We start from the raw sequence: 22,952 nt of genomic DNA on the forward strand, positions 1-22,952 counted from the left end.
GCGCCCGCTCAGATGGGGCGACGTCGAGGGTGTGAGCTACCGGCGTGCCGGCAGCTCGACCGTGGATGCTTCGGGTGAACTCACCCGACCACGGTAGCCAGGGTCGCCGGCAGGACGCAAGCGTCGCGCTCTCAGTGCGTGGAGACTCCCACCTCGATGATCAGCACTCCGACCGCGATGAGGCCGATGCCCCACCCCATCCTGCGGGTCAGCGCATCCTTGAAGAACACGCGTGCGCCCACAGCCGTGAGCGCCACTCCACAGGCTGCCCAGATCCCATAGGCGATGCCGACCGGCATCCCTTGCGCGAGCGCGATCGTGAGCAGCCCGAACGCGGAACCGTAGAACAGCGCGATCGGCGCGATCCAGTTCTTCTTGCGCAGTCCTTCCGACGCTCGCAGCGAGAGCGTCGCCGCCACCTCGAACACGATCGCTCCGGCGAGCAGCACCCAGCTCATCTCGTCACCTCCGCCGTTCCCGCCGCCTCGGGTGCAGAGGCGTGCCCCGTCTCGACGAGCACGACACCGGCGATCACGACGGCGATGCCCAATGCGATGACGAACGTGAACGCCTCGTCGAAGATCACGGCACCGAACACCGCAGTGAGCGCGACTCCGGCTGCGGCCCAGATTCCGTACACGGCACCGATCGACGCACCCATCCGAAGAAGCGCCGACAAGGAGACGAAGGCGGCCGCGTATCCCCCGACCGTCAGCACCGCCCACCACGGGTTGTCGATGGCGGCGCGCAACGAGAGTGTCGCGATCACCTCTGCCACGATGGCCCCCGCCAGAATGATCCACCTCTTCATATCCGCCCCGCTCTCGTGTCTGCGTCCTGTGAGCACGATCGTATGTCGTAGTTGGTCGCATGACCAAGTCATACGACCAAGTCTTCAGCATTCTCGGATCTTCGTTAGGCTCTCGCCCGTGACGGTCAAGTCTTCGAACAGTCGCGTCCCGCTCGTCGAGCGACGCCAACAGCTTCTGGATGCCGCTGTTCTGGTGATGAGCCGACGGGGCGTGGCGGCAGCGACCACCCGAGCGATCACTGACGCAGCGGGAGTACCGCAGGGGCTGTTCCACTACTGCTTCGACTCGCGGCACGCTCTGCTCCACGCACTCCTCGAGCGCGAGAGCGAACGGGCGCTGGCGATGGCGGCGACCCTCGATCCTGTGCCCTCCTCTCTCGAGGAGGCCCTGACGATGAGCTTCACCGTGCAGCTCGCACGCGTGAAGGACCAGACCGATCACTTCGTCGCGCTGAGCGAGCTCTCGGCCCTCGCTCGCACCGATCCCGATCTCGCCGCGCTCACTCGCCATCAGCGAACCCGAGACCTGGACCTCGTCTCCGCGATGCTGCGGAGATGGCAAGGGCATCCGGCCGGATTCGACGTGGAGGCGTGGGCGTCCGTCATCCTCGCCGGGCTCGACGGCATCACCGAAGCGTGGTTGACGGATCGGGACGACGACGCACGCGATCGGACGGCCACGCTTCTGGCCCGCGCGGTCGCCGCCGCCGTCGACCTCAACTCCTAGACCTATGGACGTACGTTCAGGGTCAGTCGAAGGCCGGGGTGACCACCTTGCAGGTGACAGGCTCCCCCGGCGCCTCGGAGGTCGCCGTCGCGATCTCGCGCGTCCCGTCGATCATCACGCGACACGTGGCTATCGATCCGGACGGCGGGGTGGCGCTCACCCGTGCGTCATCCCCGGCGAGCACGATCACCTCCCGCTCCCAGAGAGCCCCCTCCCCGCCAGAGGAGGCAAGAGCTGTCTGGGACCCCAGATCGGTCACCTCCGGAGACGCGCCTCGTTTTTCCGCGCCTTCGACTGCGACCTCGGTGAGCTCGACATCCTGGGGCCGGTCCACAACCACCTGATAGGTGACCGACCAGGCGTCACCGAAGCTCTGGTTCACGACGCTGCAGGCGGTGAGGGGGAGCAGCGCGATCGCGGCAGCGGCGGCGAGGAACGGGCGGAGGGGGTTACGCAGAGATGTGCTCATACGTCAACCCTCACTCGCCGCCGTCGTCCCGCGCGTCAGCCTGCCGGGGCATCCGGGTCCTACCCGCGGATGATTTCACCCCCTCGCCTGCGGGGCCACCAGACGCTGCCGGGTACCGTCTAGACCATGTCCACGTTCCTCACCGTCGTTCTCGCAGTGACGGGAATCGTGCTCGCAACTCGCGATCCGCGGCGGCTGCTGCCGGGTGTCCTGCTCACCATCGCCGGCACCTCGCTGCTTCTCTCGATCGTGGATCTCCTGGTCGGCACAGGCGCGGTGCTGATTCCGATTCCCGACCGGATCCGCGACATCACGTGGGCACTGCTGCTCCTGCTCGTCCCCATGCTCGCCGGCGTCGGCCTCGGCTGCGCGTTGGTCGCGAACGGGATCGTCATGATGAGACGAGAGGGAGGGTCGCTCGCCAACCGGCTGTCCCAACTCGCAGGCGTCGGGGTGCTCGGCGTACTGGCGGCGGGCATCATCGTGGCGCTGAGCGGCTGGGTCGAAGCGGCGATCGGTCTCTTCCTCCTCATCGGTCCGGTCGGCTACGTCGGGATGGGATTCGTCGCCTATCTCTGCTGGTCCGCTGTCTACGCACGCCTCGCGCGACGGGCTCCAGCCCCGTCTGCAGTCATCGCGCTGGGGTCGGGCCTGCGGCCGGATGGAAGCGTCCCGCCCCTGCTCGCACAGCGAGTGCGGTCAGGGGTCACCACACTGCAACGCTTCCCCGACGCCGTCCTGGTGCTCTCCGGGGGACAGGGCGACGATGAGCCGCGCAGCGAAGCTGCCGCGATGCGCGAATTCGCCGCATCGATCGGCGCCTCACCAGAGCGCATGCTCGTCGAGAGCGCGTCCCGCACCACGGAGCAGAACCTCACCCTCACACGAGAGCTCCTCGCGGACCGTGGCATCACCGGACCCGTGCTGGCCGTCACGAGCGACTATCACGCCTTCCGTGCAGCCACGCTGCTGCGCGCACTCGGCATCACAGGTCATGCGATCGGCGCCCGTACCGCCCGGTACTACCTGCCCAGCGCGTTGCTCCGGGAGTACCTCGCCCTGCTGCGCGACCACCGACTGCTGAACACGATCGCACTCGCGACGCTCATGGCACCACTTCTGGCGTTCATGTTCATTTCGATCACTCCCTTCTGAACCAGGCTCACCGCTGACGGTGATGCCGGGGCTGTCGCTGCGGCTCGTCACCGCCCGTCGTCGCCGGTCTCCCTGGCGAAGAGCAGCAGCTCGGGAAGACTCGTCGCGAAGTAGTCCGTCGAGCCGTCGTCACGGCGGGCGGCCGGCGGCGTGTACTGCGCCCTGGCCTCGCCGAGCGACGCCGGCGGATCGGTGCGCGCGAGGCCGAGCGCGTCGTGCACGGCATCCCATGCGGCGAGCGCCTGTCCCTCTCCCCCCTCCCACGGGCGGAAGCGACGATCGATGAGGATGCGGTGGGCGCGTGCCGCCTCACCCTCAGCCACCAGCAGCCTGAGGTACTCGATCGTGAAGTCGTCGCGGGTCAGCACCAGGTTCTCCACGGAGCGCAGGCGGTCGAGACGCTGCGCCGCGGTGCGCCCCACGCGGGCAGCGAGCTGATCCTGCTCGTAACGGAGTCGGGCATCGCGCGGCGCTGCGGCGATCGCGCGCTCGTACAGCTCCTCCGCGCGAGCGTCGTCATGGCTGATGTTGTAGGCGGCGAGCGCCGCGTTGCGCAGGAGCACGGCATCCGCACGCCCGAGGGCGATCGCCCGCTCCAAGTGCGCGGTCGCTGCGTGACGCCGGCCGTGGGCGTACAGCAGCATGCCGAGCAGCGAGTGGGCGACCGCATCGTCCGGGTCGACCGCCAGCGCCGCTTCCAGCGCATCGAGCGCGTCGAGCCCGAACGGGAACGCCCAGGTCAGGTCTGCCTCGCGCGCGCGGCGACGCTCGTCGGCGGCCCGGGTCTCGTCACCCCGCGCGCGGTGGATCTGCGCCGCGACGTAGTGGGCGATCGGCCGCATGTTGCCGCTCGCGGTCACGGGCAGCGCCGCCGCATCCCCGAGCACACGCAGGGCGTCGTCGAGGGCGCCCGCATCGCGCAGGTCCCGTGCGACGTCGAGCATCAGGCCCGCATCGGGTGCGATCTCGCGTCCGGCGAGCACCCGCAGGGTCGCATCCAGCGGATCGGCGACGAGGGCGTCGGCGATCAGTGCGTCGGCCGCGGCGTGCTCGCCCGCCCGCCGCTGGAGGATGGCCCGCAGCGCGATCCTGCGGGTGTCGTGGCCGACGATGCCGTCGAGGGTGTCGAGCACACGCACCGCAGCGCGGTTCTGCTGACGCGACGCGAGCGATCGGGCGAGGGCGAGCCCTGACGCCGCCGCCCAGGTTCCGTCCCACCCGGCCTTGCCGAACGCCTGCTCGGCATCGATGTGGCGGCCGAGCCGGCTCAGGATCAGGCCCCGCAGGTAGAAGGCCTCGGCATCGGCGGGATTCGCGTTGCGCCGGGTGAGCCGCGCCAGCGCCCGCTCGACCCGCTCGAGGGCGCGCGCGTAGTCGCCGGCCCGGTAGTCGCGGTCGGCGAGGGCGAGGTTGGTGCGCACGTCGCCGGGATCCCGCTGCAGCGCGGCGTTCCAGTAGCCCGACGGCGATCGCGTGGGGTGGCGGTACTGGCTCAGATGCAGCCCGGTCAGATACAGCTCCTCGACGGAGTCGACGTCGTCGGGCAGCGGAGGCTCCTCGGCCACCCACGGCTCCTCGGCCGCGGCGACCGACGGGGTCCAGCGCACGAGCACCTGTCCGGAGGCGCTGAGCAGTTCCGCTCGCACGTCGTCGCCTGCATCGATCCCGCCCGCACCGAATTCACCCGGGCCGGATCCGCCCGCGCCCTCCGCCGTGACCGTGAGCGGCACACCGGGCACGAGATCCTGCGTCCGCAAGGCGACCACCTCGTCGCCGCGGAGGATGCGCGCGGTGGCCCCCGCCTGCGGTGCGGTCACCGCGAACGAGGCCGAGATCTCTCCCTCACGCTCGACGTGCACCGCGGCATCCGGTGTCGCCTGGTGGGCGACGCCGATGCCCGGGATCGGGTACCAGTACTGCGTGAACACCTTCGTCTCGCCGGGGAGGATCCAGGTGAAGTCGGGCTGGTTGTCGGTGTAGACGCCCGCCATGAGCTCGACGTACGGCCCGTCGCCGTCGGTCAGCTGCGCGTCCCAGGCGTGCCCGAAGGGCGCATCACCCCAGGTCCACTGCTTCTTGCCCGGCGACACCCGCCGCTCGGCCCAGTGCACGAACCCGGCCCCCACGGCATGGTCGTACCCGCCGAAGAAGTCCTGGGCACTGTCGACGATCATGTACGACGTCGGCACCGGGATGTTGCGGTACCAGTCGATGCGATCGGCATCCGGATGCTCGGCGGCACGCCCCGGGTAGTCCACCCCGTAGTACTCGCGATCGGCGGCGGGGAACCGCGTCAGCGCGCGACGTGCGTGGTCCGCGACGTAGCCCACGTCTTCCGGGAAGAACGACTGGTAGTCGTCGTGCACGCGCGCCGCGACGTTCGCCCACCACAGGAACGACTGCCGCTCGTCCGTGCGGTTGTGCAGGCGCACGGCGAGCTCGACCACGGAGCTGTGCGCGCGCAGCCGCACACCGTGCTGCGCCGACATGCGGGCGAACGGATCGTGATCGTGACACCACACCGTCACCGTGCCGTCCTCATCGACCTCGATCGAGGTCTGCACCGGCAGGTAGGTGGCGGGGCGGTGGTGCTGCGGCCAGTTGAACTCGACGCCGCCCGAGATCCAGGGCCCGGCGAGACCGACCAGGGCCGGCTTGATGACGTTGTTGCGGTAGAAGAAGTCGTAGTCGCTCGTCTTGTCGTACCCGACGTGGATGCGACCGCCGAGCTCCGGCAGCACGACCAGCCGCACGTACTCGTTCTCCAGGTGCACGGCGTCCCACTCGCGGACGACCGCCTGGTCGGCGATGCTCTCGGTGAAGGGCAGCGGATAGACCCGCCCGCTCGACCCCTGGTAGACGCGCTGATTGAGGTACATCGGGTACACGCTGGGCGCATCCGCCTCATATGTGCGGATCGCGAGCGGCTGCCGCCAGGCCACCGCCTCGCCGCGCTCGAGCGCGTCCTGCAGCTCGGCGGGCGCCGCGGGCAGCACGAGGGTCTCGTGATCCGCGTGCGCGGAGGTCTGTTCCTCGATCATCGTCGGCCTCCTCGTCATGACCTGCGGCGGCTCCCGGCGGCGATGCGCCTCCGATGCGGCGGGTCACCTCCGAGGCTACGAAGGCGGCGCGAGCGGAGCTATGGTGAGATCGAGGAACATCATGGACGAAACAGCGATACCACTCGAGCGAAGCGGACGGCCGGACGGCTTCCGTAATCAGCGACTGTGCGTCGTGCCGCGACCCCAGATCGAGGCGGCGCTCTCGCGAGCCGTCACCCGCAGGCTCCTGGTGACCGACGCGGGGTATTTCCCCGCCGCGTCCGGGCATCGCCGGATCCGCGAGCGTGGAGCCGCCGAAACCATCGTGATCCTCTGCGTCGCGGGCTCGGGGACCGTGCGCCTCGGCGAGGAGGAGCATCCGATGACTCCCGGCGCCTGCGTGACCATCCCCGCGGGGGTGCCGCACGACTACCGGGCATCGCTCGACGATCCATGGACGATCTGGTGGATGCACGTGCGCGGCACCGACGTGGCCGAGCTCACCGGCCCCCTCCTCGGCATCCCCCGCCCGCTCACCCGGCTGCGCGCCGTCGACGGTGCCGTCGCGCTCTTCGACGAGCTCGTCGGACACCTCGAACGACGCGTGTCACCCGCGCAGCTGCTCGCGGCCTCGGGGGTGGCGTGGCACCTGCTCACGCGCCTCGCCGCCGACAGCATCCTCCCCGCCGAGGGCTCACCGCTGGAGCGCGCCATGCGGTTCCTCGAGACCCGCGTCGACAGCAACATCCCGGTGGCAGAGCTCGCCGGCATGGTCGGGCTGTCGTCGTCGCACCTGAGCGCGATGTTCCGGCGAGCGACCGGAGGGGGTCCCGGCGCGTTCCACACCGCCGTCAAGATGGCGCGAGCGCGCACCCTGCTCGACACGACGTCGTCGACCGTGACCGAGGTCGCCGCAGCGGTCGGCTACAGCGATCCGCTCTACTTCTCCCGGCACTTCCGCCGGGTGCACGGCATGAATCCCACGACCTACCGCGCCCAGCACAAGGGGTGACGCGCGCTCAGCGGAAGGATGCCGTCGCGGTGCGACGCACCACCGCCGAGCGGATCTCCAGCACGTCCTCGCCGCCGCCTGGCCGCACCCGCGGGTCGACGTAGACGGGGGAGCGCGCAGCCCAGGCGAACGCCCGGAGGGTCAGCGGCTGCATGGCGAGCGCCTCGCGGTGCGGGGTGAGGTCGATCTCGAACGGTCGTCCGTACCAGAACTGGTCGGCGATCAGGCTGTCGCCGATCATGACCCGCATCACATCTCCCGTCCAGTCGAGCGTCAGCACCGACCGCTCGCCGTTGCCGGCCTCGAGGGCGCCTCGCGGGAGGTGCACCTCGACCGTCGCGGCATCCGCGAAGTCGTCGTCGGTGGGTGCCGAGAATCTGCCGGACGGACCCCCGGTGCGCACCGGCGCGGTCGGGCGCGCGTCGAAGTCCGGCACGTCGAGCGACACGGGAGCAGGCCCGGCCGCGACCGCACAGCGCCGGAAGACGGATCCTTCCGCAGGGAGCGGCGCGAGCTCGAGGTCCCGCAGCGCGGGGAACGCCCCGATGACGCCTGCCCCGTCATCGAGCACGGCGCGGAATCCGTCGTCGTCGAACCATCCGCCGCCGGGCCACAGGATCACGGTGTCACGGCCGTCGACGTCGCCTCGCCACACGCTCTCGGCGGTCCCCCGGTCGAGGAACACCAGGGTCGTGTCGCCGATACGAACCTCGCAGTCGAGCCCCGGGGGCAGGGACGGGACGGCGCGGACCACTTCATCCTCCACGCGGACCTCGGCACCGGAGACCTCGACGGCATCCACGCCCTCGAGCTGCAGCTCGACGTCGATCCCCTCGCTCGCCGCGAACAGCACGACGGTGCGGTCGCCGTCGGTGATCTGCGTGATCGGCTGCGCAGTGACCGTGAGCGCGGGAACGCCCGGGTACGCCTGACGCAGCGGCCAGACCGCGTAGGCACCGCCGGGCACCGCGATCGGCGCGGTCGGGACGGTGATCGCGTGGTCGCCGAGGCGCACGTCGAAGTGCACCCCGTCGAGGTCGGGCAGTGCGGCGATCGCGGGCTGATGGTTGTTCAGGAACAGGAATCCGCGCGCGCCGTCGCTGCGCACCGCCCAGCGAGGACCCCCGTCGATCCGCGCGGGAATCGTCGTCGCGGCGGGAGCGAGCGCTGCGCCGAAGGCGTCGAGGAGCAGATGCTGCTGCCGCAGCGCGTGGAAGTGCGGGCGCTGCGCACCCACGGTGCCCAGCGGTGCGAAGAAGTCGTAGTCGCGCACCGGCACGTCGTTCGGGTACCCGGTCGCCTGCGACTCCTGCGTCGACGACAGCTCGCCGCGCACCTGCAGGCCGCCGTGGTACATGTAGTAGCCCTGCCACGCGGATCCGCTGCCCACCTTCGTCAGCGCGAGGGCGGCCACGTCGTCGGGGTCGACGAGCGGACGCCGGTGGTAGGCCACCGCCATGCCGCCGCCGAGCTCGCACGTCACGAACGGCCAGGGATCGTCGGCGCCGAGACCGGCATCCGGATCCTCATCGGCCGCCGCACCCCGCACATCCGCCGCCCGCACATCCGCCCCGACGCTGAGGTCGTCGCGCACCGTGCTGTAGGTGAAGTGCATCTCTCCGAAGTCCGGCCATCCCGTGTCCGACTCCTCCCAGAAGCCGTCGGAGTATCCGGCGTAGACCGGCAGCACGCGGCCTCGCGGCAGCTGCGCTCCGCCCCACCCGGTCGCGGTCCACAGGCTCGCCCGCATGCCGACCTCCTCGGCGAGGGCGCGCAGGGTCGCCAGGTGCGGCCCGTCGTCGTAGAGCTCGTTGTCGACCTGGATGCCGATGATCGGCCCCTCGGGATTCTCCGACGTGTGGAAGAGGCCGCGCACCTGCTCCTCGATGCCGCCGTACCACCGCCGCGTGACAGCGAGGTAGGCCGGGTCGTCGGAGCGGTGCCCGATCGGCAGCGCCTGCAACCAGTCCGGGAAGCCGCCGTTGCGGGTCTCGCCGTGCGCCCACGGGCCGATCCGCAGCATCACCCGGAGCCCCACCCTGTCGGCCGTCTCGATGAACCGACGCAGGTCTCGCCGCCCGTCCCACCGCAGCTCGCCGCGGACCTCCTCGTGCACGATCCACAGCACGTAGGTGGCGAGCACGGAGATGCCGCCGGCCTTCATCTTGCGCAGCTCGCGCTCCCAGTTCTCGGGCAGGTCGCGACTGAAGTGGTACTCCCCCATCACCGGGATCCACGGCTCACCGTTCCGCCTCACGAAGCGCGAGGTCAGCTGGAGGCGCTCCGCGGTCGTGTCGTCGTCACCCATCTCGAGCGGTGCGGGCACCACGGCCGGGGGCGCCGAGACGGCGACGGTGAACGGTGCGGGCGGCGTCTGCGGGGCGTCGTCGAACGTGGTCATCCCCTCGACGATAGGACGTCGGCCCCGTGCGATCCATGACGATCCGATGCCGTGCCTGGACGAAGCGCCGGGTGTGCGGTTCGGCCGCGTCACCCGACGAGCGGACCGCCGACCTTCCAGTACCCGAGGAACGACACCCGCTCCTTCGGTATGCCGGCCTCGGCGGTGAGAAGGCGGCGCACACGGGCGGTGGCCCCGGACTCCCCCGCGATCCAGGCGTAGAAGGCCGGATCGGCGCGTACGCCTTCACCGTGCTCGTCGCTCCAGAGCGCCACCGCCCGCTCCAGCTCCGCACTGTCGCCCGGTGCGCGGCGGACGAGTCGGATGTCGGCGCGATCACCGGCATCCGCCGACACGATGTCGTCGGCCGGGTCCGCGCACTCGAGGATCACGTCGACGCGGTGCGCCTCGCCGAGCGTCTGCAGGATCCCGCGCACCGCGGGGAAGGCGGTCTCGTCGGCGACGAGCAGCAACCTGGTCGCCTCACCGGGATGCCAGTGCAGTCCGTATCCCGTCCAGCCCATCCGTCGATCCGGACCCGTGATCACCACACGGTCGCCGGGCACCGCCTGTGCCGCCCACTGCGATGCGGGGCCCGCGGGCTCGTGCAGGAAGAAGTCCACATCGAGCTCGCGCGCCTCCGCCCGGATCCCGGCGGGGGTGTAGGTGCGCAGCACGTTGCGCTCGCCTTCGGGCAGGCTCTTCCAGCGGGTGTACCAGTCGGAGGGATGCGGGGTCGGCTCGTCGAGCAGACCGAAGTCCGCGAGCGAGCCGTCCGCCATCGGCAGCACCAGCTTGATGCGCTGGTCGGTGCCCCAGCTCGCGAAGTGCTCCAGAGCGTCGCCGGCGAAGGTGATCCGGATGAACCCCGGGCTCAGTCGACGCGTCGCACGCACCTCCACGGGGAAGGCGCTGTAGGCCCACGGTCGTTCAGCGTTCATCCGGCATCCTTCCTCGCGGGCACGCGGAGCGGGACCACCATCGGCCCTCCGGTGACCGGATCGTCGATGACGATGTTCTCGAGCCCGAACACCTCGCGCACCCGCTCGCTCGTGATGACCTCGGCGGGAGTGCCCTCGGCGACGATGCGCCCGGCCCGCATCGCGATGATGTGCGAGGCGTATCGCGCCGCATGATTCAGGTCGTGCAGCACCGCGACGATCGTGCGACCTCGGTCGTTGAGCTCGGCGAACAGCTCCATGAGCTCGACCTGGTGCGCCACGTCGAGGAAGGTCGTCGGCTCGTCGAGCAGCAGCAGGTCGGTCTCCTGCGCGAGGACCATCGCCACCCACACCCGCTGCCGCTGCCCGCCGGAGAGCTCGTCGACGGACCTCGCCGCGAGGTCGGTCGTACCGGTGGCCGCGAGCGCGCGGCGCACCGCATCCTCGTCGGCGTCGGACCACTGACGGAACAGGCTCTGGTGCGGATACCGCCCCCGAGCGACGAGGTCGGTCACAGTGATGCCGTCGGGAGCGCTCGCGCTCTGCGGCAGCAGCCCCAGCCGACGTGCCACCTCCTTCGCCGGGTACGACGCGATGGCCCTCCCGTCGAGCACGACCTCGCCCTCCGCGGGCTGCAGCAGCCGCGAGAGGCCGCGCAGCAGCGTCGACTTGCCGCAGGCGTTCGCACCGATGATCACGGTGAACGAGCCGTCGGGGATCGCCACGCTGACCTCGTGCACGATGGGGGATCCGTCGTACGCGAGCGTGATCCCGTCGGCGTGCAGGCGGGAGTCGGGGCGAGGGCTGTCGAGGTCAGGCACGGCGGCGGATCTCCAGGATGATCATGAGGACGAGGTAGGCGCCGCCCACCGACACGGTGACGACGCCGACGGGGAGCGCGACGGGCAGCACGTGCTGCGCGACGAGGTCGGAGGCGAGCACGAGCACACTCCCGACGAGAGCGGCGAGGCCCAGCGACAGATGCGGGGTGCGTGCGACGAGGCGGGCGATCTGCGGAGCGGCCAGCGCCACGAACGCGATGGGACCGCCGACGGTGGTGGCCGCCGCGACGAGGACGACGCCGATCAGCAGCGCCAGGGTGCGCACCAGCGCGGGGCGGGATCCGGTCGCCGAGGCGACATCGTCGCCGAGGTCGAGCTGACGCAGGCGCGGCGGGAGGAGCGCGGCCGCGACCACGAACGGCACCGCGCAGAGCACCGCCGTGCCCAGTCCCGCGGCGGTCACCCCGTTGAGCGATCCCGCGCCCCACGCCGAGGCGAACATCGCCGTGTCGAGTTCGATCTGCAGCAGCATCCAGGTGTTCAGCGAGGCGAGCATCGCCGAGACGCCGATGCCCACGATGATGAGCCGGAACCCCTGCACGCCGCCTCGCACGGCGAGCAGCCAGATCACCGCGGCGGCGGCGAGACCGCCGCACAGCGCCCCGATCGTGCGGGCCGGCAGGCTGGCAGAGACGAAGACCAGAGCGAGCAGCATCCCGGTGAAGGCCCCGTTCGACAGCCCGAGGATGTCGGGGCTCGCGAGCGGATTGCGGGTGACGGTCTGGAAGAGCGCACCGGCGATCGCGAGCAGGGCGCCCACCGCGATCGCCGCCAGGGCCCGCGGCATCCGCCAGTCCCAGACGACCGTGCGGTCGATCGGCTCGCCGCCGCCGAGCAGGATGCGCACCACCTCATCGGGCGCGAGCGGGAACGACCCCAGGCCCAGGGACAGGACGAACAGCACGGCGAGGAGGAGCAGCGAGATCGCGGCGACCAGCAGGCTGCGCACCCGGACGGGCAGCGCCACCGGGCCGATCCGCACGAGAACGCGGCGGGGGGCTCTGAGGGGAGACGGATGGGAGGACGGCGTGCGGAGGGGCGGCCGGCGGAGGACGGTCACAGGGCACGCGCCTTCCCGCGTCGGGCGAGGGCGATCAGCACCGGCGCGCCCACCAGTGCGGTGACGATGCCGACGGGCACCTCCGCCGGCGCGATGATCACTCGCCCCAGAACGTCGGAGAGCAGCACCACCACGGGAGCGAGCACCGCGGACAGCGCGATGATGAGTCGCTGATCCACCCCGAACGTCCACCGGATCACGTGCGGCACCATCAGCCCGACGAACGAGATCGGCCCGGCGATCGCGGTCGCGGCGCCGGCCAGCACGGTGACCGCCACGATCACGCCGATGCGGATGCCGACGACGTTGGCGCCCTGTGCGCGCGCGACGTCGTCGCCGAGACCCACCGCGTTCAGGCCCGCCGCCAGCACGAGAGCGATCAGCAGTGCGACGACCACGAAGGGGAGCACCGCGACGAGGTCGTCGAGCCCGCTGCCGAGCAGCGAACCCGCGTTCCAGCTGCGCATCGCGTCGAACGCGTCCGGGTCGCTCAGCGTGAGGCCGGTGGTGATGCCCGACAGCACGGCCCCGAGCGCCACCCCCGCCAGGGTGAGCCGGAGGGGATCGGCGGCGCCGCGGCCGGCCGACCCGACGAGGTAGACGGCGACCGTCACCACGAGCGCTCCGAGGAACGCCAGCCAGATGAACTCGGAGGCATCGCGGAGCCCGAGGAACGCCACCCCGAGCGCGACCGCCACCGCCGCTCCCGCATTGACGCCCAGGATGCCGGGATCGGCGAGCGGGTTGCGGGTGAAGGCCTGCACGAGTGCGCCGGCGACGCCCAGAGCGGCTCCGGCGACGAGGCCGACCGCGGTACGGGGGATGCGCAGCTCGAACAGCACGAAGTTCGTCTCGGTGGTGCCGCGGCCGGCCATCGCGTCGAACACCGCGGCGGGCGAGAGCGGATTCGCGCCCACGGTGAGCGAGAGCAGCACGGCCAGCACGAGAGCGCCGCACAGGACGATCGTGCCTGTCGCTGCCCGTGCCGCACGTCGCGGCAGCGGGGCCGCGGTCGGTCCCGCCGCGGAGACCGCGGTCACCGGTTCGCTTCGAGGTACTTCTCGATGTCGTCGAGCACGGCCTGCGCGCCCTTCGGTCCGACGCCCGAGACCCAGTAGGCGGTGTCGACGAGGGTCACCCGGCCGAAGGCATCGGCGTTCTGCGTGAGCGCGGCGGGGATCGCCGACTCGTCGTCGACGTCGGCCGCGGTCACGAAGACGTTGTCGGCCGCCGCGTCGACGATGTTCTCGGGCGAGATGTCGGCCTGCAGACCGTCGGCCCAGTCCTGGTCGGGGATCGTGTAGCCGACGCACTCGAGCAGGCTGCCCGCGAACGACACCGGACCGTACAGGCTGAGGGTCGTCTCGTCGCGCGGACGGATGAGCTGTGCCGTCTCGCCGTCGACCGCGTACTCGTCGCTGAGGCTCTCGCACCGCTCGTCGACGGCGGTCAGCAGGTCGGACACCTCGTCCTCGCGGTTCAGCGCCTCGCCGATGAGCTGCGCGTTGTCGCGCCACGGGTCGGCCTGGGTCTCGATGAAGACCGTGGGGGCGATGGCCGAGAGCTGCTCGTAGAGCGCCGAGTGGCGGGCCTCCGTGCCGAGGATCAGGTCGGGCTTCAGCGCGGCGATGGCCTCGAGGTCGGGCTCGGGCACCGTGCCGACACCCTCGACGCCGTCGACTCCGAGGTAGGCCGGGGTGCTCGCGACGTTCGAGGCGACGGCCGCACCCACCGGCGTGATGCCGACGGCCACGGCGGTGTCGAGCTCCAGCGGCTCCAGGGTCACGACGCGCTCGACGTCGTCGGGGACCTCGGTGGTCCCACGCGCGTGCTCGACGGCGTGCGTGCCGGCGGACTCGCCGGAGGCCGCGGCATCGGCGGGCGCGGGGTCGGGGGCGGAGCATCCGGTGAGCACGAGGACGGCTGTCGCCGAGACGGCGAGGGCGGACAACAGGGGGCGGCGGAGGCGTGCGGGCACGGCGAAGACCTTTCGGGGATCTGCGGGGGAGGCGGCGGGGCCGGTTAGGTAAGGCTAACAAACCTGCATCCGGGAAGAGAAGTCGACATCCGGAGAATTCCATTCACGCGCATCCATCCATGTGCGACGGGCGTACCCTGGAGAGGAGGACGGACCGTCCGAGAAGATCTCCCGGCACCGCGACCGTCCAGGAGAGGAGCCACCCGTGGCTCAGTACGACGTCTCGAACCGCTCGGCGATCGTGACGGGAGCGGGAAGCGGAATCGGTCGTTCGACCGCTCTGCTGCTCGCCCGGAACGGCGCATCCGTCGTCGTCAACGACCTGAACGCGGAACACGCGAACGCAGTGGTCGAGGAGATCCGCGCCGCCGGCGGCATCGCCGAGGCCTCCGTCGGCGATGCCACCGACGTCGAGTGGATCGCATCGTCGGTCGAGCTCGCGAACTCGCTCGCCCCGCTGCGCATCGGCGTCAACAACGCCGGCATCGGCGGAGCGTCCGCCCCCACCGCCGAGTACGACGACGCCGCGTGGGACAAGGTCATCTCAATCAACCTCAACGCCGTGTTCCGCAACATGAAGGCGCAGATCCCGTCGATCCTCGCCAACGGCGGCGGGTCGGTCGTGAACATCGCGTCGATCCTCGGCAGCGTCGGCTTCGCCGGCTCCCCCGCCTACGTCGCGGCCAAGCACGCGGTGGTCGGCATGACCAAGTCGGCCGCCCTCGAGTACTCCGCCCAGGGCGTGCGCGTGAACTCGGTCGGTCCCGGATTCATCGACACCCCGCTGCTCGCGACCATGGGCGACGAGGCGAAGGAGTTCCTCGTCAGCAAGCACCCGATCGGACGCCTCGGCCAGGCCGACGAGGTCGCGAACCTCATTGCGTTCCTCGCCAGCGACGCCGCGAGCTTCATCACCGGCAGCTACCACCTCGTCGACGGCGGCTACACCGCCCTCTGAGTCGCGGATACCGGTGGCCCGGGGCCCGTTTGCAGGACGCCGGCACGGATGCAGGAGAAGACGGGCCACCCGGCCCTGCATCCGTGCCCCGCTCCTGCATCCGGGCCCAGGGTCGACACGTCAGCAGCCCGGATCCCGGACGTCCGGGACTACCTCGGCGTGCGCGCCGCCAGCGCCCCGGCGAGCAGCACCGCGACCAGAGCCGCCGCCGGCGCGACGATCAGCCCGGCCCGCAGGCTCTGGGTGTCGGCGATGAATCCGACGACCGGCGGGGAGAGCAGGAAGCCCAGCCGCAGCAACCACGACACGACGGTCAGACCGACCCCCGGGCGCAGCCCCGGCAGCTCGTCGGCGGCGTGCATGGCGGCGGGGATGAGGGTCGCGATCCCGAAGCCGATGGCCGCGAAGCCCGCGATCGTGCCGGGGACGCTGGGGAAGATCAGCGCGAGAGTCATGCCGACCGCCGCGATCAGGCCGCCGACGACGGCCACGGCTCGCTGTCCGAAGCGGTCGGTCATCCCGTCGCCCAGCATCCGCCCGATGAACTGCGCGCCCACGAGGGCGATGAAACCGAGCGGCGCGATCGCGGCAGCGGCGCCGAGCGACTCCGAGAGATAGAGGGTCGCCCACGAGTTCCCCGCATCCTCGGCGATCGCTCCGGCCATGGCGATCAGTGTCAGAGCGATCACCATCAGCACGATCCGCGGGCTGACACCGCGGCGCACCGACGATGCGACCTCTGCGGGTTCGGCCACGGCCCGGGCGTCGGCCTCCTCATCGCGTCCCGGCAGGCAGAACCTCAGCGCCGTGAGCGCCACCGCCGCGAACACCACAGTCGAGATTCCCAGGTGCACGCCGAGGGGCAGCTGCAGCGCGATGGCCGCCGCGGCCATTCCGCCACCGACGACTGCGCCGATCGACCAGATCGCGTGGAAGGTGTTGATGATCGACCGACCGTACCGACGCTGCACACGCAGGCCGTGGGCGTTCTGCGCCACGTCGGTGATCGCATCGAAGGCGCCGCCGCACAGCAAAGCGACCGCGAAGAGGATGCCCGTGGGCGACAGCGCCGCGGCGAGAAGTCCGAGGGCGGTCGCGATCGTTCCGAACACGGCGATGCGCGCCGATCCGAGCCGGCGGATCAGCACTGCGGATAGAAGGCCCGCGGCTATCGCCCCCGCGGGGAAGGCGGCGATCGCGAGGCCGTAGCCGACGTTGTCGAGCTCGAGGGCCGTCTTGATCTCGGGGTACCGCGGGAGGATGTTGGCGAACAGCGCCCCGTTGGTGAAGAACAACGCCGAGACGGCGATGCGCGCTCGGGTCGTTGCGCGATCCGGAGCGGCGGATCGAATCGATTCGACAGTCGTCATGTCGACGACGTTACACGCTCTCGCGCACGCCCGCCCTCACCGAGACGCGCTACCCCGACGACCCCCGCGCCGCGTCTGCGCCATCCCCCGATCCCCCGTCACGCACTCATGGCGTGCAGCGGCGGTCGCGCCGACACCGCGACGGCGAACTCGTCGCGAGTCAGGTCGAGTCCCCCCGCAGAGCCCGCGGCGTTCATCATGGCGGTGACCAGCGCACGGTCGATCTCCGACGGCCGATCCATGGCGATCCGGAGCGGGATGGAGGCGTGCACCCACAGCGTCTCGACCGCGCCGTCGTCCATCGCCAGGGTGAGCGGGAACGACTCGTTCCGTCGCAGCTTGGTCATGGCCACCATGCGCAGATGGGTGAGCGTGCGGTCATCGATCTCGATGTGCTCGGCGGTGTTTCCGTAGGTCAGGTGGCCCATGATCTCTCCTTCAGGCGAAGACTTCGCTTGATAGATAGATTACTAGGTTACCTAGCTAAACGAAAGCCGGAGTTAAGGGATCTCGCCGATCTCCTCGATCAGGCGACGCAGGAAGCGGCCCACGACCTCGGTCTGCTCGGGGGTGAACTCGCTCGCGATCGCCTCGACCCTCTGCGTGAGCTCGTCGGCCGGCGAGTGGAGATCGCGCAGCGAGGCGCGGAGCACTTTCGAGCGCGCATCGTCGGGGTGCGGCGCCACCACGATCTGCCCGCGCTCCTGCAGACGACGCAGCAGGCTCGTGATCGCCGCCGTGCTCACGTTCAGGTGGGCCGCGAGCCCTCCGGGCGTCGCCGGCGCATCGTCCGGGGCATCGACGATGTACCGCATGGCCTCGCGGTCGGTGTCATTGGGGGCGCGGACCGCCGCGAGTCGTCGCGCGAGCTGCGCTTCGGCACGGCGGAGTTCATCGACACGGGCGACCAGGTCGGTCTTCGCCGTGCGGACGTGGATATTCATCTTCATGCGACACCCCCTGAAACTTCCATGCTACTACTCGGAAGCCACGTAACCAGGTGAGCTAGCTATATATCTGTACGCAGTATCTCGGCGTGGGTGCCAAGATAGAGGCCTGCGCCGATGAGGCTCTGAGCACCGACGAGGAGGTGGCGTGATGGAGAACTCCGAAGAGTTCACCCGTTCCGGCTACTGGTATCCGGACGCCGAATCAGCCAGCACCGTCGACGTGCTGAATCTGCTTCGTCGCTACAGATCGGCCGAGACGGCCATGCGTGCCCGCACGCGCGTCTCGATGAAGATGAACGAGACCGATCTGGTCGCCCTGCGGTTCCTGCTGCGCGAACAGCGTGCGGGTCGCATCGTGCGTCCGATCGACATCGCTCGCATGCTCGACATCTCGACGGCGTCCACGACGACCCTGATCGACCGGCTCGAGAAGGGCGGGCACGCCCGCCGCGAGCGCCACCCCACCGACAGGCGGGCCGGCGTCGTCGTCCCCACGGTCAGCAGTGACGACGAGGTGCGCGACACTCTCGGCGCCATGCACCGTCGGATGCTCGCGCTCGTCGACGAGATGAGCGACAGGGAGCGCGCCGTCGTGACGCGGTTCCTCGCCGGGATGACCTCGGCGATCGAAGAGGCGAGCGATCTCGATCAGGAGCTGCGCGACGTCATCCGCTCGCATGAGGAGTCGGAGGGGGAGGCGGGCGAGTAGCCCGACTCCCCCTCGACTCACGCCTTCTCGGCAGCCCCTTCGCCCTCGGCATCCGCATCGGCGAGACGCTCGGGGAACAGCTCGTCCAGATCGAGGTCGGGGTTGTCCTCCTGCGTCTCGACCAGCTCGACAGCCTCTTCGTGCGTCTGCACGCTCGGCATGGCACCCGGCAGCGGACGCCGCGCCGACTCCTTAAGCACGACGACCGCGATGAAGCCGGCGATCGACGTCCCGATGACGTAGAAGGCCGGTGCGAGCGACGACCCCGTCATCTGCACCAGTGCCTCCATGACCACCGGTGCGGTACCGGCGAACAGGGCGACGGCCAGATTGTAGGAGATGCCCATGCCGCCGTACCGCGATGACGTCGGGAAGAGGGCGGGCAGCGACGAGGCGAGGTTCGCCACGTAGAAGGTGACCGGGAACGCCAGCAGCGCGAGGCCGAGCAGCGTCGACCAGATCTCGCCGTGCATCATGAACAGGAACGCGGGGACGGCGAGGACGATCGCCGAGATCGAGCCGACGAACAGCACCTTCTTGCGACCGATGCGGTCGGACAGCTTGCCGGTGAGCGGGATGCACAGGGCCATCGCGACCAGCACGGGCAGCGTCAGCAGCGTGCCGTGCACCTCGTCGTAGCCGAGGGTTCCGGTCAGATAGGTCGGCATGTACGAGGTCAGCGCGTAGCCGACGGTGTTCGCAGCCGCGACGAGCACGAACGCCGTGAGGAGCTCACGCCAGTAGGCACGGATCAGGGCGAGCACGCCCTTCGGCGCATCCGCCGCGGCCTGCGCCTCGTCGGACGCGCGCGCGGCGGCATCCTGCGCCTCCTGGAAGGCGGGGGTGTCCTCGATCTTGAGGCGGAAGTAGATCGCGATGAGCCCCAGCGGCAGTGCGACGAGGAACGGGATGCGCCAGGCGAAGCCCTGCATGGTCTCCGCCGAGAGGGTGAGCTGGAGGATCGAGACGAAGGCGGCGCCGATCGCGAAGCCCATGTACGAGCCGAGGTCGAGCAGCGAGGCGTAGAAGCCGCGGCGCTTGTCGGGCGCGTACTCGGTGATGAACGTGGTGGCGCCGGCGTACTCGCCGCCGGTCGAGAAGCCCTGGGCGAGCTTGAGCACGATCAGCAGGATCGGCGCCCAGACGCCGATGACCGAGAAGTCGGGCAGCACGCCGATGAGGAAGGTCGCGGCCGCCATCATGATCAGGGTGAACGCGAGCACGCGCTGTCGACCCAGACGGTCTCCGAGCTGGCCGAGGACGATGCCGCCGAGCGGGCGCGCGACGAAGGTCACCGCGAAGACGCCGAGAGAGAAGAGCGACTGGGCTCCGGCGGAGGCATCCGGCAGGAAAGCCCGGCCGATGATGACGGCGAGATAGCCGTACACGCCGATGTCGTACCACTCCATGAGGTTCCCGACCACGGTGCCGGCGACGGCGCGGCGCAGCATCGGGCGGTCGACCACGGTGACGTCCTCGACCGTGAGGCGTCGCGGTTCGTCCTTCACCGGTCGCAGACGACGCAGGAGTCGCTGCCACAGGGTCGGGACCTGGTTCTTCAAGGGATCGGACATGCCGTCAATCATCTCTCTCGTGGTGGCCGGTCCCGGTATTCGGGGCCGGACATGAAGCGAGGAGGCGACTCTCGTCGCCTCCTCGCTCGGTGCAGACCGTTCTCAGTTGAGAGCGTCCTTGACGTTCTCGCCGGCCTTCTTGACGTTGGCCTTGGCCTGGTCCGCGCGGCCCTCGGCCTCGAGCTTCTCGTTGTCGGTCACCTTGCCGACGGTCTCCTTCGCCTTGCCGGCGAGGTCCTGAGCGGCGTTCTTGATCTTGTCATCGAGTCCCATGGGGGATCCTTTCTCTTCTCTGCGGTGGTCGGGCGCAGGCAATCCAGTTGCTCCATTGATTTGTGGCGACTGGCCAGCCCTTGTCTACACTCCAAGCAACTACGGAGAGTAAGCGCTAAGGAGTGCCAGATGTCTCCCGGACTTCCTTCCAGGCAGCGTGGTGCGATTGGCTTGATGGCAGCAGGCACCCTGGCGGTGGCCTTGGTGTTCATGTTGCTTGCAGTGGACAGCGGTCGCCTGTACCTGGAAAAGCGTAAGTTGCAGTCCATAGCCGACACCTCGGCCCTTGAGGCGGCCAGCCGTGGCGGCCTGTGCACCCCTACCACCTCGGCCAACGACTACGCCAAGGAAAACGCCGCGCGCAATGGCTTCACCGTGGTCGCCGGCGACAACAGCCGGGGCCTGGCTGTGACCTGCGGCTCACTGGTGACCAATGCCAGCAATGTTCGCGTATTCACCCCTGACGCCAGCAAAAACGATGCAGTCCGGGTGGTGGCCACCCGCAGCGTGATGACCAGCATCGCCAGTGGCATTTGGAATATGTTCAGTGGCGCGCCCATGGCGACAGAAACACTCCTGAGTGCAACCGCTGTGGCAGCCTATGCGCCACCGGTCGCGCAGCTGACGATTCGCAGTAGCCTTGCCACGGTCGACTCCACAAAGTCTCCCCTGCTCAACGCCACCATTGGCGGTTTATTGGGCGGCAGTCTTTCGCTCACTGCGGCGGGGTGGAATGGGTTGATCCAAACCAACTTGAACCTGCTCAGCTACCTTGATCAATTGGCGATTCAATTAAGCGTCAAGGCGGGCGACTACGACGCATTGCTCAACACTGCCGTGTCCGCGACCCAGTTGATCGACGCCGCGGTGAAAGTGTTGCAAAAGAACGGCGCGGTGGCCACGGCGATCATCAACGATGTGATTTCATTGAAAGCCATTGCGCCCAATACCCAGCTTTTGAAGGTTGGGGATCTACTCAAGGTCGTGACTGGAACCCCGGCGGCGGCCTTGAATACCAACGTGCAGCTGTTTCAGCTGCTTGAGGCCGTCGCACAGGTGTCCAGCAGCAAGAGTGCGGTGAGTGCAGCGGTCCAGTTGAATATTCCACTGATTGGCAATGTTTCGATTCAAACCAAGGTGATCGAGCCGCCGCAGATGTCTGCCATAGGCAATCCAGCGAAGGCGAAGGCGGGATTGTTGAATACCCCGCAGACGGATCAGATTTACGTTCGCACGGCGCAGGTCAGGACGTTGGTTTCCATCGACATGTCCGTGTTGAAACTGGTCTCTGGGCTGGCCTCGACAGTCACCAGTCTTGCCACTCCCGTTGCAGGTGTGGTCAATAATTTGCTGCACTTGAATCTTGCGGGGGTCGTCAGTTCAGTATTGTGTGCGGTCGCGTGCGATTCCACCGATGTCGAGATCGCTAACAAGTTGGATATCCTGATTGAAGCGGGTGGCGCGGAAAGCCGCGTGACCGATTTCAGTTGCGCCAGTAGCACCACCAAGTCGCTCACTGTGCAAGCCACAACCACCGTCGCCACGCTGGCGGTCGGGAGTATCGATGCGACCTCCGCGTTCTCTTCTTCGGCACCGATTGCTGTGCAGCCCATACGCCTGATCGATATCGGCTCCAGGCATTGCCTGCTGGTGGTCCTGTGCGGGCCGCGCACGCCTAACGTGGGCGGCGGGCTGATGTTGAAGGCCCAATCCACCCTCGGTTCTCAAACAGGCACGCTGTTCTATTTACCGGTCGCAGAGATGAATCTGGCACCGACCTACAAGACGCTCCAGCCCGCCGCAGACATTGTTGCGAGCCTGAGCGCGACCCTGACCGGTCTTCAAGTGACTTATGTACCGCCCAGTGGGTCGGTTTCAAGCGGTGCGCTTGCTGGCGTCGCAGGCCTTTTGACGACGATCACCACGACGCTCGTGGGGGCGATTCAGAATCTGCTGGCGCCGATCCTGGATCCCATCATCAACACCTTGTTAAAGGCCCTGGGCATCAGCCTCGGCAACGCTGAAGTCGGCGCCAACCTCACCTGTCGCATGGGGTATGCCTACCTGGTGATCTGATCCACCGGCAACTCCACGCAAAACCGCGCACCTTCCTGCCCGTTGACGACGCTCAGGCGTCCGCCCATGTTTTCCACAATCCCATAGCTCACCGACAGCCCCAACCCTGTGCCTACGCCGATGGGCTTGGTCGTAAAGAACGGTTCGAAAATCCGTTCCAGCAACCGGGGGTCAATGCCGCCAGCGTTGTCTTCGACCCAGATCCGCACATGGCGGCTGTCATGCTCGCAATGCACCGCGATCCAAGGGCGAAAGGCCGAATCCTTGTCCCGTTTGCTCAACAGCGCATCACGCGCATTGACCATCAGGTTGATCAATACCTGCTCAAGTTGGTCGGCATACCCTCTGACTTGCACCGTAAAGTCCGCCGGGGTGATTCGCAGCTCCACGCCCTTGCCGCGCAGGCCTTCGCTCAGCAGCGACAGCGTGCCTTCCACGGCCTGGTAGGGGTCGAAGGGCTGCTGTTCGATTTCCGAGCGGCGGCCGAATACGCGCATGTGGTCCACTACCCGCGCCGCGCGCTGTACCTGGGTGTCGATGCGCTGGAGTTTTTCGGTGAGGTAGTCGATCTGTGCATCGCCGTTGCCCAGGCGCTTGAGCACATT

The 22,952-nt window shown here is 69.1% G+C and carries 22 protein-coding genes; 6 read left to right on the forward strand and 16 right to left on the reverse strand.

Annotation, left to right across the window (positions count from 1 at the left end; genetic code table 11):
• Window positions 1-131 precede the first annotated feature (131 nt).
• Window positions 132-458, reverse strand: a complete 327-nt coding sequence (locus ABTZ43_RS04035; protein WP_350537898.1) for a DMT family transporter — start codon at window positions 456-458, stop codon at window positions 132-134.
• Window positions 455-811 (reverse strand): DMT family transporter, encoded by a 357-nt coding sequence (locus ABTZ43_RS04040; RefSeq protein ID WP_350537899.1) that lies wholly within the window; start codon window positions 809-811, stop codon window positions 455-457. Before ABTZ43_RS04040 ends, ABTZ43_RS04035 begins: the two co-directional genes overlap by 4 nt.
• 118 nt (window positions 812-929) lie before the next feature.
• Between ABTZ43_RS04040 and ABTZ43_RS04045 the strand changes: the two genes are divergently transcribed.
• Window positions 930-1,538, forward strand: coding sequence for a TetR/AcrR family transcriptional regulator (locus ABTZ43_RS04045; RefSeq protein ID WP_350537900.1), 609 nt, complete (start codon window positions 930-932; stop codon window positions 1,536-1,538).
• Between the two features lie 22 nt (window positions 1,539-1,560).
• On the opposite strand, the gene ABTZ43_RS04050 is transcribed toward ABTZ43_RS04045, so the two are convergent.
• Complete coding sequence (locus tag ABTZ43_RS04050; RefSeq protein ID WP_350537901.1) at window positions 1,561-2,007, reverse strand: hypothetical protein; 447 nt, start codon at window positions 2,005-2,007, stop codon at window positions 1,561-1,563.
• Window positions 2,008-2,133: 126 nt separating this feature from the next.
• Between ABTZ43_RS04050 and ABTZ43_RS04055 the strand changes: the two genes are divergently transcribed.
• The gene (locus ABTZ43_RS04055) at window positions 2,134-3,162 is read left to right on the forward strand and encodes a YdcF family protein (RefSeq protein WP_350537902.1); all 1,029 of its coding nucleotides are present in this window, start codon (window positions 2,134-2,136) and stop codon (window positions 3,160-3,162) included.
• Window positions 3,163-3,209: 47 nt separating this feature from the next.
• Here ABTZ43_RS04055 and ABTZ43_RS04060 read toward each other — a convergent pair whose 3' ends face one another.
• Window positions 3,210-6,203: a DUF5107 domain-containing protein gene (locus tag ABTZ43_RS04060; RefSeq protein WP_350537903.1), complete on the reverse strand. Its 2,994-nt coding sequence runs from the start codon at window positions 6,201-6,203 to the stop codon at window positions 3,210-3,212.
• 193 nt (window positions 6,204-6,396) lie between these two features.
• On the opposite strand from ABTZ43_RS04060, the gene ABTZ43_RS04065 reads away from it, so the two are divergent.
• Window positions 6,397-7,215, forward strand: coding sequence for a helix-turn-helix domain-containing protein (locus ABTZ43_RS04065; protein WP_253385242.1), 819 nt, complete (start codon window positions 6,397-6,399; stop codon window positions 7,213-7,215).
• A 7-nt stretch (window positions 7,216-7,222) separates the two neighbouring features.
• On the opposite strand, the gene ABTZ43_RS04070 is transcribed toward ABTZ43_RS04065, so the two are convergent.
• From ABTZ43_RS04070 to ABTZ43_RS04095, 6 genes are all read right to left on the reverse strand, one after another.
• Window positions 7,223-9,616, reverse strand: a complete 2,394-nt coding sequence (locus ABTZ43_RS04070; protein ID WP_350537904.1) for a beta-galactosidase — start codon at window positions 9,614-9,616, stop codon at window positions 7,223-7,225.
• Between the two features lie 89 nt (window positions 9,617-9,705).
• Window positions 9,706-10,557: a siderophore-interacting protein gene (locus tag ABTZ43_RS04075; protein ID WP_350537905.1), complete on the reverse strand. Its 852-nt coding sequence runs from the start codon at window positions 10,555-10,557 to the stop codon at window positions 9,706-9,708.
• The gene (locus tag ABTZ43_RS04080; protein WP_350537906.1) at window positions 10,554-11,378 is read right to left on the reverse strand and encodes an ABC transporter ATP-binding protein; all 825 of its coding nucleotides are present in this window, start codon (window positions 11,376-11,378) and stop codon (window positions 10,554-10,556) included. Before ABTZ43_RS04080 ends, ABTZ43_RS04075 begins: the two co-directional genes overlap by 4 nt.
• The gene (locus tag ABTZ43_RS04085) at window positions 11,371-12,366 is read right to left on the reverse strand and encodes a FecCD family ABC transporter permease (RefSeq protein WP_350537907.1); all 996 of its coding nucleotides are present in this window, start codon (window positions 12,364-12,366) and stop codon (window positions 11,371-11,373) included. The genes ABTZ43_RS04080 and ABTZ43_RS04085 overlap by 8 nt, the downstream gene beginning before the upstream one ends.
• A gap of 89 nt (window positions 12,367-12,455) precedes the next feature.
• Window positions 12,456-13,499, reverse strand: coding sequence for a FecCD family ABC transporter permease (locus tag ABTZ43_RS04090; RefSeq protein ID WP_350537908.1), 1,044 nt, complete (start codon window positions 13,497-13,499; stop codon window positions 12,456-12,458).
• Entirely contained in the window at window positions 13,496-14,437 is a 942-nt protein-coding gene (locus ABTZ43_RS04095; RefSeq protein WP_350537909.1) for an ABC transporter substrate-binding protein, read from the reverse strand. The genes ABTZ43_RS04090 and ABTZ43_RS04095 overlap by 4 nt, the downstream gene beginning before the upstream one ends.
• Window positions 14,438-14,642: 205 nt before the next feature.
• Between ABTZ43_RS04095 and ABTZ43_RS04100 the strand changes: the two genes are divergently transcribed.
• On the forward strand, window positions 14,643-15,395 hold the full coding sequence (locus tag ABTZ43_RS04100; RefSeq protein WP_253385235.1) for an SDR family NAD(P)-dependent oxidoreductase: 753 nt from the start codon (window positions 14,643-14,645) through the stop codon (window positions 15,393-15,395).
• A 149-nt stretch (window positions 15,396-15,544) separates the two neighbouring features.
• Here the strand turns inward: ABTZ43_RS04100 and ABTZ43_RS04105 are convergent, their stop codons facing one another.
• The 3 genes from ABTZ43_RS04105 to ABTZ43_RS04115 form a co-directional block, all read right to left on the reverse strand.
• On the reverse strand, window positions 15,545-16,765 hold the full coding sequence (locus ABTZ43_RS04105) for an MFS transporter (protein WP_350537910.1): 1,221 nt from the start codon (window positions 16,763-16,765) through the stop codon (window positions 15,545-15,547).
• A 98-nt stretch (window positions 16,766-16,863) separates the two neighbouring features.
• Window positions 16,864-17,193 (reverse strand): DUF7882 family protein, encoded by a 330-nt coding sequence (locus tag ABTZ43_RS04110; protein ID WP_350537911.1) that lies wholly within the window; start codon window positions 17,191-17,193, stop codon window positions 16,864-16,866.
• 72 nt (window positions 17,194-17,265) lie between these two features.
• Window positions 17,266-17,715, reverse strand: a complete 450-nt coding sequence (locus tag ABTZ43_RS04115) for a MarR family winged helix-turn-helix transcriptional regulator (RefSeq protein ID WP_230111798.1) — start codon at window positions 17,713-17,715, stop codon at window positions 17,266-17,268.
• 148 nt (window positions 17,716-17,863) lie between these two features.
• On the opposite strand from ABTZ43_RS04115, the gene ABTZ43_RS04120 reads away from it, so the two are divergent.
• On the forward strand, window positions 17,864-18,424 hold the full coding sequence (locus tag ABTZ43_RS04120) for a MarR family winged helix-turn-helix transcriptional regulator (protein ID WP_056413871.1): 561 nt from the start codon (window positions 17,864-17,866) through the stop codon (window positions 18,422-18,424).
• A gap of 17 nt (window positions 18,425-18,441) precedes the next feature.
• Here ABTZ43_RS04120 and ABTZ43_RS04125 read toward each other — a convergent pair whose 3' ends face one another.
• Together ABTZ43_RS04125 and ABTZ43_RS04130 are read right to left on the reverse strand one after the other, a co-directional pair.
• Complete coding sequence (locus ABTZ43_RS04125) at window positions 18,442-19,998, reverse strand: MFS transporter (protein WP_056413875.1); 1,557 nt, start codon at window positions 19,996-19,998, stop codon at window positions 18,442-18,444.
• A gap of 102 nt (window positions 19,999-20,100) precedes the next feature.
• Entirely contained in the window at window positions 20,101-20,271 is a 171-nt protein-coding gene (locus ABTZ43_RS04130; protein WP_082539236.1) for a CsbD family protein, read from the reverse strand.
• Between the two features lie 129 nt (window positions 20,272-20,400).
• Between ABTZ43_RS04130 and ABTZ43_RS04135 the strand changes: the two genes are divergently transcribed.
• A complete protein-coding gene (locus tag ABTZ43_RS04135) occupies window positions 20,401-22,347 on the forward strand; it encodes a pilus assembly protein TadG-related protein (protein ID WP_069021439.1) in 1,947 nt (648 codons plus the stop codon).
• Here the strand turns inward: ABTZ43_RS04135 and ABTZ43_RS04140 are convergent.
• Window positions 22,332-22,952: sensor histidine kinase (locus ABTZ43_RS04140; protein WP_350537912.1), on the reverse strand; the 621-nt coding region annotated here is incomplete at its 5' end. The two genes, ABTZ43_RS04135 and ABTZ43_RS04140, sit on opposite strands and share 16 nt — an antisense overlap.

Origin of the sequence: Microbacterium sp. NPDC097977, from assembly GCF_040302605.1 — a bacterium.
In the GTDB taxonomy this organism is placed as follows: Bacteria; Actinomycetota; Actinomycetes; order Actinomycetales; family Microbacteriaceae; genus Microbacterium.